This window comes from Micromonospora sp. LHW51205 (assembly GCF_003315815.1).
Lineage (GTDB): Bacteria > Actinomycetota > Actinomycetes > Mycobacteriales > Micromonosporaceae > Micromonospora > Micromonospora chalcea.
This window is the reverse complement of the sequence record NZ_QMEZ01000001.1, coordinates 697,631-709,944: the sequence shown is the minus strand read 5'-3', so window position 1 is coordinate 709,944 and position 12,314 is coordinate 697,631. Positions and strand designations below refer to the sequence as shown.

The following is a 12,314-nucleotide window of genomic DNA, read 5'->3' as shown; positions in this document are numbered from 1 at the left end:
TGACGTGCGGGGGAACCAAACCGGGGGGATGCACGGGGCGGCCGGGCCGTGGACGGAAAGTCCGTCCACGACCGACCGCCCCGTGCGCTGTCCGCCGACCGGCCGATTGTGTGCTCGGTCAATCGGGCACCGGCCGGGTGGGTCGCGCGCGTAAGGTGGAAGGCTGCGCACCACATCGTTCGACAGGAGCTTCCATGACCAGCACCCTCCCCGCGGCCTCCAGCGGCGCGTCGTCGCAGGCTCGGCCGAGCACCCTCGCCGAGGGCGACTACAAGGTGGCGGATCTGTCGCTCGCCGCGTTCGGTCGCAAGGAGATCCGGCTCGCCGAGCACGAGATGCCCGGCCTGATGGCGATCCGGCGTGAGTTCGCCGAGGCCCAGCCGCTGGCCGGCGCCCGCATCACCGGCTCGCTGCACATGACCGTCCAGACCGCCGTCCTGATCGAGACCCTTGTCGCGCTCGGCGCGCAGGTCCGCTGGGCGTCCTGCAACATCTTCTCCACCCAGGACCACGCCGCCGCGGCGATCGTGGTCGGCCCCGAGGGCACCCCGGAGGCCCCGGCCGGCGTGCCGGTCTACGCCTGGAAGGGCGAGACGCTGCCGGAGTACTGGTGGTGCACCGAGCAGGTGCTCGCCTGGCCGGACGGGCAGGGCCCGAACATGATCCTGGACGACGGCGGCGACGCCACCCTGCTCGTCCACAAGGGCGCCGAGTTCGAGAAGGCGGGCGCCGTGCCGCCGGTCGAGTCCGCCGACTCCGAGGAGTACGCGGTCATCCTCGAACTGCTGCACCGCTCGCTGGCCGAGGACAACCAGCGCTGGACCCGGATCGCCGCCGGCATCAAGGGCGTCACCGAGGAGACCACCACCGGCGTGCACCGGCTCTACGAGATGCACCGCGCCGGCACGCTGCTCTTCCCGGCCATCAACGTCAACGACTCGGTGACCAAGAGCAAGTTCGACAACAAGTACGGCTGCCGCCACTCGCTCATCGACGGCATCAACCGGGCCACCGACGTGCTGATCGGCGGCAAGATGGCAGTGGTCATGGGCTACGGCGACGTGGGCAAGGGCTGCGCCGAGTCGCTGCGCGGCCAGGGCGCCCGGGTCGTGGTGACCGAGGTCGACCCGATCTGCGCGCTCCAGGCGGCGATGGACGGCTACCAGGTCGCCACGCTGGACGACGTGGTCGAGCAGGCGGACATCTTCATCACCGCGACCGGCTGCTTCGACGTCATCACCAACGAGCACATGGCCCGGATGAAGCACCAGGCCATCGTGGGCAACATCGGCCACTTCGACAACGAGATCGACATGGCCGGTCTGGCCAAGCGCAGCGACGTGACCCGGGAGAACATCAAGCCGCAGGTCGACGTGTGGCGCTTCGACGACGGCCACGCGATCATCGTGCTCTCCGAGGGCCGCCTGCTGAACCTGGGCAACGCCACCGGCCACCCGAGCTTCGTGATGTCGAACTCGTTCGCCAACCAGACGATCGCCCAGATCGAGCTGTTCACCAAGACCGAGGAATACCCGATCGGCGTCTACGTGCTGCCCAAGCACCTGGACGAGAAGGTCGCCCGGCTGCACCTGGACGCGCTCGGCGCGAAGCTGACCACGCTCACCAAGGAGCAGGCCGCCTACCTGGGCGTCTCCACGGAGGGCCCGTTCAAGCCCGACCACTACCGCTACTGAGTTCACACTCCGGAAGGGACCGGGGTCGGCCGCCGCGCGGCCGTCCCGGTCCCTTTTCGCGTACGGGGTGGGCCGGCGGGTGCCGAACCGGGTGACGTTACCGCGATCAGCTTGACGTTTGCTGTGAACAGGAGGAAGGTATGCCTGCCCTAAGTTAGCGACCACGGAGCAGCTGATGTTCGCCACGTACCTGATCGGCCTGCGCGAGGGCCTGGAAGCGACACTTGTGGTCAGCATCCTCGTCGCGTTCCTGGTGAAGTCGCAGCGCCGCGACCGGCTGCCGCAGGTGTGGACCGGCGTCGGCCTGGCCGTGGCGCTCTCCGTCGGCTTCGGCTCGCTCATCCAGTACACCTCGACCTCGCTGCTGCGGACGTCGGAGTCGCGCGAGCTGTTCGAGGCGGTCACCTCGGTCGCCGCCGTGGTGTTCGTGACCTGGATGATCTTCTGGATGCGCCGGGCCGCCCGCACCATCGCGGGTGAGCTGCGCGGCAAGCTCACCGACGCGCTCGCGGTCGGCTCCCTGGCGGTCGCCGGCATGGCGTTCCTCGCGGTCATCCGGGAGGGCCTGGAGACCGCGCTGATCTTCTACGCCGCCGCCGAGAGCGCGGCCGGCGGCACCGGGCCCGGCTCGCTGCTCGCCCTGGCCGGCGGCATCGCCACCGCCGTGGTGATCGGCTTCCTGCTCTACCGCAGCGCCGTCCGGATCAACCTCAGCCGGTTCTTCACCTGGACCGGCGCACTGCTCATCCTGGTGGCCGCCGGCATCCTCAAGTACGGCGTGCACGACTTCCAGGAGGCGGGCGTGCTGCCCGGCCTGAATGACCTGGCCTTCGACATCTCCACCACGCTCGACCCGAACGCCTGGTACGGCGCGCTGCTCGCCGGCATGTTCAACGTCACCGCCGCGCCGACGGTGCTGGAGCTGGTCGCCTGGGTCGCGTACGCGGTCCCGGTGCTCGTGCTCTTCCTGCGCAAGCCCGCCCGGACCGCCAAGCCGGTTCCGGCCGCCGCCACACCCAGCGCGCCGGCCGACGTCGCCGCTGTTCCGTCCCCCCGCGCCTGAACCACCCGTTCCCGAGGAGACCCGCACGATGCGTACCACCCGACTCGTCGCGCCCGCCGCCGCCGGGCTGCTCGCCGTCGCCGGACTGACCGGCTGCGGGGGCGGTGACGACGCCGACGCCAAGAACGGCGGGCCGATCGCCGTCAAGGCCACCGACACCGTCTGCGAGGTCGCCGACACCGAGATCGACGCCGGTCAGGTCACGTTCAAGGTGACGAACAACGGTTCCAAGGTCAACGAGTTCTACGTCTACGCCGCCGGTGACCGGGTGATGGGCGAGGTGGAGAACATCGCCCCCGGGCTCAGCCGGGAGCTGCGCGTCGAGCTGGCCGCCGGCACGTACGAGACGGCCTGCAAGCCGGGAATGAGCGGCCGGGGCATCCGGGGTGCGCTGAAGGTGAGCGGCACCGCCGCGACTGTCGCCCCCGACGCCGCGCTGACCCAGGCCACCGAGAGCTACCAGCGGTACGTGCGCAGCCAGACCGCCGCGCTGCTGACGAAGACCGAGGAGTTCGTGGCCGCGGTCAAGGCGAACGACGTGGCGAAGGCCAAGGCGCTGTACCCGGTGGCCCGCACCTACTGGGAGCGGATCGAGCCGGTCGCGGAGAGCTTCGGCGACCTCGACCCGAAGATCGACGGCCGCGAGGAGGTGGTCGAGGAGGGCATGGAGTTCACCGGCTTCCACCGGATCGAGAAGGACCTCTGGACCACCGGCGACGTCAGCTCCGACGGCCCGATCGCCGACCGGCTCCTGGCCGACGTGAAGGCGATCGTGGCCAAGGCGGACGCCGAGAAGCTCACCCCGCTCCAGCTCGCCAACGGCGCCAAGGCGCTGCTCGACGAGGTCGCCAGCGGGAAGATCACCGGCGAGGAGGAGCGCTACTCGCACACCGACCTCTGGGACTTCAACGCCAACCTGGAGGGCTCCAAGGCGGCCGTCGCCGCGCTGCGTCCGGCGCTGGAGCAGCGCGCGCCCGACCTGGTCAAGCAGCTCGACAGCGAGTTCGCGAACGTGGAGACCACGCTCGGCAAGCACCGCGCCGGCGACGGCTGGAAGCTGCACACCCAGCTCGGCAAGGACGAGCTGAAGGAGCTGTCGGACGCGGTCAACGCGCTGGCCGAGCCGGTCAGCAAGGTCGCGGCGGCAGTCGCGCGATGACCGGCCCGGCCGGCGGTGACGCGACGAGCGAGCCGAACCGCGAGCGGACCGGCCGCGGCCTGTCCCGGCGCCGGGCGATGACCCTGGCCGGCGTCGGAGTGGCCGGTATCGCCGGGGTGGCGGGTGGCGCGGGCGCGCTGCTAGCCGGCGGGAACGAGGCATCAGCGACCGGATCGGCCGCCGGTTCCGTGCCGTTCCTCGGCGAGCACCAGGCCGGCATCACCACCCCGGCCCAGGACCGGCTGCACTTCGTCGCGTTCGACGTGGTCACCAAGGACCGGGACCGGCTCGTCGCCATGCTCCAGGAGTGGACCGCCGCCGCGGCCCGGATGACCGCCGGGAAGGACGCCGGGGTGATCGGCGCGGTCGGCGGCATGCCCGAGGCTCCGCCGGACGACACCGGCGAGGCGCTCGGGCTGCCCCCGTCGCAGCTCACCCTCACCGTGGGCTTCGGACCGACGCTGTTCCGCGACGCGCAGGGCCGGGACCGCTTCGGCATCGCCGCCCGGCGTCCGGCCGCCCTGGCCGACCTGCCGCACTTCGCCGGGGACGCGCTGCGGCCGGAACTGTCCGGCGGCGACATCTGCGTCCAGGCGTGCGCCAACGACCCGCAGGTCGCGGTGCACGCCATCCGCAACCTCGCCCGGATCGGCATGGGCGTGGTGAGCGTCCGCTGGTCGCAGCTCGGCTTCGGGCGTACCTCGTCGACGTCGCGGGACCAGGCCACGCCGCGCAACCTGTTCGGCTTCAAGGACGGCACCGCCAACCTCAAGGCCGAGGACGCCGCCCTGCTCCGCGACCAGCTCTGGGTGCAGCCCGGTGACGGCCCGGACTGGATGACCGGCGGCTCCTACCTGGTCACCCGGAAGATCCGGATGCTGATCGAGACGTGGGACCGCAGCCCGCTGGCCGAGCAGGAGATGATCGTCGGCCGGACCAAGGGCAGCGGCGCGCCGATCGGCCGCCGGGACGAGTTCGACGAGCCGGACTTCGCCGCCAGGGGCGACGCCGGCGAGCCGCTCATCGCCGACACCGCGCACGTACGGCTGGCCCACCCGGACACCAACGACGGCGCCCGCCTGCTGCGCCGCGGCTACAACTTCGTGGACGGCTCGGACGGGCTGGGCCGGCTCGACGCCGGGCTGTTCTTCATCGCCTACCAGCGCGATCCGCGCCGGCAGTTCGTGCCGATCCAGACCCGGCTGGCCCGCAACGACGCGATGAACGAATACCTGCGGCACGTCTCCAGCGGCCTGTTCGCCTGCCCGCCCGGCCTGCGCGACGCAGCCGACTGGTGGGGGCGCGCGCTGTTCTCCTGAGGCCGGCTCAGCTCAACCGAGGCGGCTCAGCGGCGTACCGGATCGGGTTCGACCTGCGGCGCGGCGGGCCGCAACCGGCCCGCGCCCGGCCCGGCGGGGCCTGGCAGGACGGCGCCCGGCCCGGTGGAGCCCGGCACCACGGCGGGCGCCGGGACCAGCTCCGGCCAGAGCGTGGCGGCGACCGCCCGGCTGCGGCCCAGCCGGTGCGCCGCCCGCCGCCCCCGCTCGGCGAGCACCGCCGACAGGTACGCCCAGTCCGGCGCGGCCCACGGCGGAGGCGGCGAGGTGACCGCCGCGACCTCCGTCCACAGCCCCCGGCCCAGCCGGAACCGGTCCGGTTCGGCGAGCTGGGGCAGCCGGTCCAGGTACTGCCGCACGGCCAGCGCCAGCCCGTCGTCGAGGCGGGTCAGGTCGAGCGTGCCGGCCCAGGCCAGCAGCGGCGGCGCGGCCGGCGGCAGCGGCCGCCACAGCGTCGCGCCCCGGGTGTGCACCACGAGCGTGCCGGCGACCAGGTCACCCAGCCGGCGTCCGCGCGGGTCGGTGAGCATCACCGTGACGCTCGCCGCCCAGCTCAGCAGCGGCAGCACCAGCCCGGGCCACTCCACCGCGACGCCGACGAGCGCCCGCGTCAGCGACTGGCCCACCCCCACCGGGCCGCCGTCGGCCCGGACCACCCGCAGCCCGACGGCCAGCTTGCCCACCGTCCGGCCACCGGCGAAACGTTCCATCACCACCGGATAGCCGATCAGCACCAGCACCAGCAGCACGATCTGCAGCGCCCCCGCCAGGGCGGCGTCGAGGTAGTCCCCGAGCAGGGCGAGCGCCACCATCCCCAGCACCGCGCCGAGCACGAGCGCCAGCGCGAGCTGGATCACCGCGTCGACCAGCAGGGCCAGCACCCGGGAGCCCAGCCGGGCCGCCCGGACGTCCAGCTCCACCGCCTCGCCGCTGACCAGACCGGCGTCGGCCCACCGGGGCGGTGGGGGAGGTTGCGCGCGCACCCCGACAGTGAACACCATGGACGCCGAACGGGGGAGGGCGAGTGGATCTCGATGCGTACGTGGCCGAACACAACGCCGAATGGCGGCGGCTGGAGTACCTGACCGGGCGGCGTCGCCTCGACGCGGCAGAGGTCGACGAGCTGGTGGCGCTCTACCAGCGCAGCGCCACGCACCTGTCCGCCCTGCGCGCCCGGGCGCCCGAGCCGGCGCTGGTCAACCGCCTGTCCCACCTGGTCCTCGCGGCCCGCGCCCGGGTCACCGGCCGTCAGCGGTTCTCCTGGGCGGCGGTGGGCCGGTTCCTGGCCGCCGACCTGCCCGCCGCCCTCTACCGGGCCTGGCCGTGGTGGTGCGGCGTGGCCACCGGGTTCAGCCTGCTCACCGCGTTCCTCATCTGGTTCGTCGCCGGCAACCCGGACACCGCCGCCGCGTTCGTCGGCGACGAAGCCGCCCGGGAACTCGTCGACTCCGGTTTCGCCGGCTACTACACCGAGTTCGCCGCGCCCACCTTCGCGTTCCACCTGTGGACGCACAACGCCTGGCTGGCCGCCCAGTGCCTGGCCGCCGGCGTGCTCGTGGTGCCGGTGCTCTGGCTGCTGTGGCAGAACGCGCTGAACATCGGCGTGGTCGGCGGCGTGATGGTCGCCTACGGCCGGGGAGACGTCTTCTTCGGCCTGATCACACCGCACGGCCTGCTGGAACTGACCGGCATCTACGTCGCCGCCGGGGTCGGACTGCGTACCGCCTGGGCCTGGATCGCCCCGCCCGCGGACCTCGGGCGCGGCCGGGCGGTCGCCGAGGCGGGCCGGCTCGCCGTCGTGGTCGCGGCCGGGCTGGTCGGCCTGTTCGCGGTCTCCGCGCTGGTCGAGGCGTTCGTCACCCCGGCGCCGCTGCCGGTCGCGCTCCGGGTGGCCGCCGGCGCCGCGGTGTGGCTGGCCTTCCTCGCGTACGCGCTGGTGCTCGGCCGGCGCGCGGTCAGAGCTGACCGAGGGACTTGAGCCGCAGGTAGGTGTCCGCGACGGCCGGGGCGAGCCGGTGCGCCGGCACGTCCACCACCGTCACCCCGTAGCGGGACAGCGCGGCGCGTACCCGGTCCCGCTCGGCCAGCGCCCGCCACGCCGACGCGGCCGCGTACGGGTCGTCCGGGCCGGTCGGGGTGGCAGTGGCGAGCCTGCTCAGCACCGGGTCGCTGCCGGCGGCCAGCACCACCCGGTGCCGGGTCGCCAGCCGGGGCAGCACCGGCAGCAGCCCTTCGCCGATCGCGCCCGCCTCCAGCGCGGTGAACAGCACCACCAGGCTGCGCTGCCGCTCCCGGCGCAGCACCTCGCCGGCGATCAGCTCGAAGTCGGTCTCGGCGAGCGTCGGCTCCAGCGGCGCCACCGCCTCGACCAGCCGGGCGAGCAGGGCCGGACGGCCGCTGCCGGTCACCCGCGCCCGGATCTCGGTGTCCGCCGCCAGCAGGTCCACCCGGTCACCGGCGCGGGCCGCGAGCGCGGTGAGCAGCAGCGCCGCGTCGATGGCGGTGTCCAGCCGGGGCTCGTCGCCCAGCCGGACCGCCGAGGTGCGGCCGGTGTCCAGAACGCAGACCAGGCGCCGGTCCCGTTCCGGGCGCCAGGTGCGGACCAGGATGTCGGCGCGGCGGGCGCTGCCCCGCCAGTCGATCGAACGGACGTCGTCGCCCACCGCGTACTCGCGCAGCGTGTCGAACTCGGTGCCGTGGCCGCGCCCCCGGGTCACCTGCACACCGTCGATGACCCGCAGCCGGGCCAGTTTCTCCGGCAGGTGCCGGCGGGAGTCGAACCGGGGCAGCACCCGCAGCGTCCACGGCGGGGTGGCGGGCTGCCCGGCGCGCTGCCGGGCGCCCAGGCGCATCGGCCCGAGCGAGCGTACGGTCAGCGCCACCGCGGGCCGGTCGCCGCGCCGGGTCGGGGTGAGCCGGACCGGCAGCGTGGCGACGCCACCGGGCGGCACGGTTAGCAGGCGCTGCGGCGGCACGTCCGGGCGGGCCCCGGCCGACGGCACCCAGGCGTCGCGCACCTGGGCGTACAGCGTGTGGTGGGTCGGGTTGGTCAGGTGCAGCGTGACGGTGGCGGTGCCGCCGAGCCGCACCGTACGGTCGCCGGAGCGGGTCACGGTGAGCGCGTGCGGCGGGGCGGCCATCGCCCGGTCGAGCGCCACCAGCAGCAGCACCACGACGGTCAGCACGGCCACCCCGACGAACGGCGCCGGCCAGAACGGCAGCGTCAGCGCGCCCAGGCCGAGCAGCAGACCCGCCCGCCAGGTCATCGCGGCGTCGGCACGGTGGCCAGCACCGAGTCCAGCACCGCGTCCACGGTCACGCCCTCCAGCTCCGCCTCCGGGCGCGGCCGCAGCCGGTGCCGCAGCGTGGGCCGGGCCACCGCCTTCACGTCGTCCGGCGTGACGTGGTCCCGGCCGGCCAGCCAGGACCACGCCTTGGCGGTGTTCAGCAGCGCGGTGGCGCCCCGGGGCGACGCGCCCAGCTCCAGCGCCGGGGCGGAACGGGTGCCCCGGCACACGTCCACGATGTAGCCGAGCACCGGCTCGGCCACGTGCACCCGCTGCACCTCGGCCCGGGCCGCGGCCAGGTCCGCCGCACCGGCCACCGGGCGTACGCCGGCGGCACGCAGGTCACGCGGGTCGAAACCGGCGTGGTGCGCGCGGAGCACACCCAGCTCCTCCTCCCGCTCCGGCAGCGGCACCGTCAGCTTGAGCAGGAAGCGGTCGAGCTGCGCCTCGGGCAGCGGGTAGGTGCCCTCGTACTCGACCGGGTTCTGGGTGGCCGCGACGATGAACGGGTCGGGCAGCGGACGGCGCTCGCCCTCGACCGAGACCTGCCGTTCCTCCATCACCTCCAGCAGCGCCGACTGCGTCTTCGGCGGGGTGCGGTTGATCTCGTCGGCGAGGAGCAGGTTGGTGAAGACCGGCCCCTCCCGGAACGTGAACGCGGCGGTGCGCTGGTCGAAGATCAGCGAGCCGGTGACGTCGCCGGGCATCAGGTCGGGGGTGAACTGCACCCGCTTGGCGTCCAGGTCGAGCGCGGCGGCAAGCGTCCGCACCAGCAGCGTCTTGGCCACCCCCGGTACGCCCTCCAGCAGCACGTGCCCCCGGCAGAGCAGCGCGATCACCAGCCCGGTGACCACGGCGTCCTGCCCGACGACGGCCTTGGCCACCTCGGCGCGCAGCCGGTGCAGGGCGGCGCGGGCGCCGGACGGGGCGGTGGTCGTGACGGGTCCGGTCACCGGGTGTCTCCTTCGCTCGGATGCGGGGCCAGGGTACGGGTCAGGGCGTCCAGTTCGCGGGCCAGCTCCAGCAGCTCGCGGTCCTTCTCCGGGGCGGGGCCGTAGAGCAGTTCGGCCACCCGTTCCGGGTCGGCGCCGGCACGCTCGGCGATCCGGGCGGCCACCTCGTCGTCGGGCGTGTCCGGAGGCAGGTTGAGCCGGGGCAGGAGCCGGTCCAGCGCGGCGGCGCGCAGCGTCTCGGCGACCGTGTCCCGGGCGCCCGCCCGGCGGTAGAGCCGCGCCCGGCCGCGTACCGTCTCGGCGGCCCGCACGGTCACCGGCAGCGGCTCCGACACCGGTGGCCCGAGCCGGCGGGCCCGCCAGAGCACGACGAGCAGCCCGGCCAGGGCGAGCTGCGCCAGGAGCGCCCAGAACCACTGCGGGAAGGCGCCCCAGAGCGGGTTCTCCCACGGCGGGTCGGCGCGGTCGGGCGGGTCGGGCCGTTCCGACCGTTCGCCGTCGCCGCCCTGGGCGGGCTCCTCGGTGAAGGGTTCCGGGGACCAGCTCGGGCGGGTCGGGGCCGGTACCGGCTCGGGCAGGTCGAGCCAGACGAGCGGGCGGTTCCCGCCGAGCAGACCGGTGGCGAGGGCCTCGTTGCCCCACTCGCCGATCCGGTCGTTGCGGAACGGGTCGCTGGCGCCGGCCAGCACCACCTCGACCCGGCCGGGGACGCGCAGCAGCGCGCCGCCGTAGCAGTGGTCGACCTCGGCCGGCCCGGCGTAGCGCTGCAGGTCGATCGCGGCGGCACCGGCCCGGACCGCCTCGGGCAGCGGGCACGGCGTGCCGTCCGCGTCCGGCGGCACGGCCCGCGCGGCCCAGCGCCGGGCGGCCGGCTCGACCGGCGTGTCCAGTTCGGCGAGCACCCGCGGGGAGGGTTCGACGAACACCAGGCGGGTGCCCGGGGGCAGGGCGGTCAGGCGGTCGAGCAGGTCCGGGTGCACCAGTCCGGGCGCGGGCACGAAGACGGTGCTCGGCGCGATGCCGGCGGTCTGCAGCACCCCGTCGAACGCCGTCTCCCGGCGCACCGACACACCCTGCGCGCGCAGCGCCTCGGCGAGCCGGCTGCCCCCGTCGTCGTCGGTGGCGACCGGGGAGAGGAAGCCGGGCTCGTCGGTGTCGGGCCGGTCGACGGCGTGCAGCACGAGCGTGGTCACGATCAGCAGCACGGCCAGCCCGAGCGGGACGAGCAGCCGGTGCCGCCGACGGCGCGGCGTCGCGGCGGTGGCCGTCTCCGCCGGCGTCACGGTGGCGGTCATCGCGGCTCCTCCCCGGTCAGCTCGCGACGCAGGTCGGCGGCGAGTTCACGCATCCGGTGGTCGTGCGCGGCGGTGGCGGGACGCTGGGCGTACCAGAGGTCGGAGAAGATCGCCCCGGCGGTGTGCAGCGTCGGCCGCACCTGGGGCCGGGCACGGGCCGCCGCCTCGGTCAGCTCGACCACTGTGAGCCCGGGGCGGGGCTCCACGACGTGCCGCGTGACCAGGAGCCGGACCATCTCGCGCAGCCGTTCCCGGACCGCCTCGGCGTACCGGCCCTCTGCCGCGAGCCGGTCGGCCAGCCCGGGCGCGCCGGCCGGCACGGCCTCCGGGGTCCGGGGCTCGGGCACGCGTACCGGCGGCGGATCGGAGCGGCGGCGGCGCGCGGGCCGGCGCAGGCGGGGCAGCCGCAGCCGGGGCAGGCGCGGCAGGCGCAGCCGGGGCAGTGAGAACCGGGGCAGCCGGCGGGGCACCCAGGCCGGGAAGAAGTACCAGCCCAGGGCGGTGAGCAGCGCGACCGCCAGCAGGATCAGCGCGGCCAGCGGCAGCGGCAGCAGGTCACCGAGGGCCGCGACCGTCTCGGTCCACCACCGGCTCACCGCTGCGCCGCCAGCAGGACCGGTTCCGGTACGCCGGGGCGCGCGCGGGAGAGCCGGATGTCCAGCCCTTCGGTGCGGATCCGGGTCTCCAGGTGCAGCACCGCGTCCAGGCAGGCCAGCGCCGGGTACGCCAGCGCGTTCACCGCGGCGAAGGCGGCGACGGTCACCGGCAGCGCCCAGGCGGACACGTCGAACAGGCCCAGCATGCCGAGACCGTGATAGACGCCCAGCCCGATGCCGAGCCGGATCAGCCACCAGCCCAGGTAGCCCAGCAGCCGGACGGCGGCGGCCCGCGCGCTCACCCGGCCCGCCAGGCGGATCGCCCGCCACGGGGCCCGGTGTCCGGGCACCCCGTCCAGCACCAGCACCGGCACCACCAGGCCGAGCAGCCCGTACGCCAGGAACCAGCCCGGCCCGGTCAGTGCGGCGAGCGCGACGACGGGGCCGATCGCGACGGCGGCCAGCAGCGCGGCGCCAGGGCGGGAGCCGCGCAGCAGCTCGGCCGGCCCGGGACGGCGCCCCAGCAGGGCCGCGCCGGCGCCGCGCGCGGCCGGGCCGCCCAGCAGCGCGATGATCGCCGCCTCGGTGCCGGCGCCGGTCGCCAGCAGCAGCCAGTACCAGGGCAGCGAGTCACCGAGGTCCGCCGGCCACCACTGCGGCGGGTCGGCCTCGACCAGCAGCCGCAGCGGGTGGAGCACCGCCTGCTCGGCGAGGGCCAGCACGAGGGCGAGCGGGACGAGCACCCGGGCGTGGTCGCGCAGCAGCAGCACTGCCGCGTCGAGCAGTTCGCCGACGGTCAGCGGACGGCGCGGCAGCACCGCGGTCGGGCCGGCGTCGGGCACGCGTACTCCTGGCGGGCAGGGCGGAGGTGGCGGGCGGCGCGGCGCCCGAGGGATCATGGTTGCACGGCGGGTCCGCATCCGGTGGACC

Annotated in this window: 11 protein-coding genes; 5 read left to right on the top strand and 6 right to left on the bottom strand. The window is 74.8% G+C overall.

Going from position 1 to position 12,314, the window contains the following annotated elements:
* Window positions 1-194 precede the first annotated feature (194 nt).
* From ahcY to efeB, 4 genes are all read left to right on the top strand, one after another.
* Window positions 195-1,694, top strand: coding sequence for an adenosylhomocysteinase (ahcY, locus tag DQE82_RS03275; protein WP_043326405.1), 1,500 nt, complete (start codon window positions 195-197; stop codon window positions 1,692-1,694).
* A gap of 175 nt (window positions 1,695-1,869) precedes the next feature.
* Window positions 1,870-2,757 (top strand): iron uptake transporter permease EfeU, encoded by an 888-nt coding sequence (gene efeU / locus DQE82_RS03270; RefSeq protein WP_113971971.1) that lies wholly within the window; start codon window positions 1,870-1,872, stop codon window positions 2,755-2,757.
* A gap of 28 nt (window positions 2,758-2,785) precedes the next feature.
* Window positions 2,786-3,916 carry an iron uptake system protein EfeO gene (efeO, locus tag DQE82_RS03265; RefSeq protein WP_113971970.1) on the top strand — a complete coding sequence of 377 codons (1,131 nt, stop codon included), beginning with the start codon at window positions 2,786-2,788 and terminating at the stop codon, window positions 3,914-3,916.
* Complete coding sequence (efeB, locus tag DQE82_RS03260; RefSeq protein WP_113971969.1) at window positions 3,913-5,235, top strand: iron uptake transporter deferrochelatase/peroxidase subunit; 1,323 nt, start codon at window positions 3,913-3,915, stop codon at window positions 5,233-5,235. The genes efeO and efeB overlap by 4 nt, the downstream gene beginning before the upstream one ends.
* Before the next feature lie 26 nt (window positions 5,236-5,261).
* On the opposite strand, the gene DQE82_RS03255 is transcribed toward efeB, so the two are convergent.
* Window positions 5,262-6,254: an RDD family protein gene (locus DQE82_RS03255; protein ID WP_113971968.1), complete on the bottom strand. Its 993-nt coding sequence runs from the start codon at window positions 6,252-6,254 to the stop codon at window positions 5,262-5,264.
* Between the two features lie 23 nt (window positions 6,255-6,277).
* Between DQE82_RS03255 and DQE82_RS03250 the strand changes: the two genes are divergently transcribed.
* The gene (locus DQE82_RS03250) at window positions 6,278-7,231 is read left to right on the top strand and encodes a stage II sporulation protein M (protein WP_064447730.1); all 954 of its coding nucleotides are present in this window, start codon (window positions 6,278-6,280) and stop codon (window positions 7,229-7,231) included.
* Here the strand turns inward: DQE82_RS03250 and DQE82_RS03245 are convergent.
* Genes DQE82_RS03245 through DQE82_RS03225 form a run of 5 tightly spaced genes read right to left on the bottom strand, consistent with a single transcriptional unit; the run spans window position 7,209 to window position 12,226 of the window.
* A complete protein-coding gene (locus DQE82_RS03245; RefSeq protein WP_113971967.1) occupies window positions 7,209-8,519 on the bottom strand; it encodes a DUF58 domain-containing protein in 1,311 nt (436 codons plus the stop codon). The genes DQE82_RS03250 and DQE82_RS03245 overlap by 23 nt on opposite strands.
* Window positions 8,516-9,493 carry a MoxR family ATPase gene (locus DQE82_RS03240; protein ID WP_064447732.1) on the bottom strand — a complete coding sequence of 326 codons (978 nt, stop codon included), beginning with the start codon at window positions 9,491-9,493 and terminating at the stop codon, window positions 8,516-8,518. The genes DQE82_RS03245 and DQE82_RS03240 overlap by 4 nt, the downstream gene beginning before the upstream one ends.
* Window positions 9,490-10,788: a DUF4350 domain-containing protein gene (locus DQE82_RS03235; RefSeq protein ID WP_113971966.1), complete on the bottom strand. Its 1,299-nt coding sequence runs from the start codon at window positions 10,786-10,788 to the stop codon at window positions 9,490-9,492. Before DQE82_RS03235 ends, DQE82_RS03240 begins: the two co-directional genes overlap by 4 nt.
* Window positions 10,785-11,384 (bottom strand): DUF4129 domain-containing protein, encoded by a 600-nt coding sequence (locus DQE82_RS03230; RefSeq protein ID WP_113971965.1) that lies wholly within the window; start codon window positions 11,382-11,384, stop codon window positions 10,785-10,787. Before DQE82_RS03230 ends, DQE82_RS03235 begins: the two co-directional genes overlap by 4 nt.
* On the bottom strand, window positions 11,381-12,226 hold the full coding sequence (locus DQE82_RS03225) for a hypothetical protein (RefSeq protein ID WP_113971964.1): 846 nt from the start codon (window positions 12,224-12,226) through the stop codon (window positions 11,381-11,383). The genes DQE82_RS03230 and DQE82_RS03225 overlap by 4 nt, the downstream gene beginning before the upstream one ends.
* Between the last annotated feature and the right edge of the window lie 88 nt (window positions 12,227-12,314).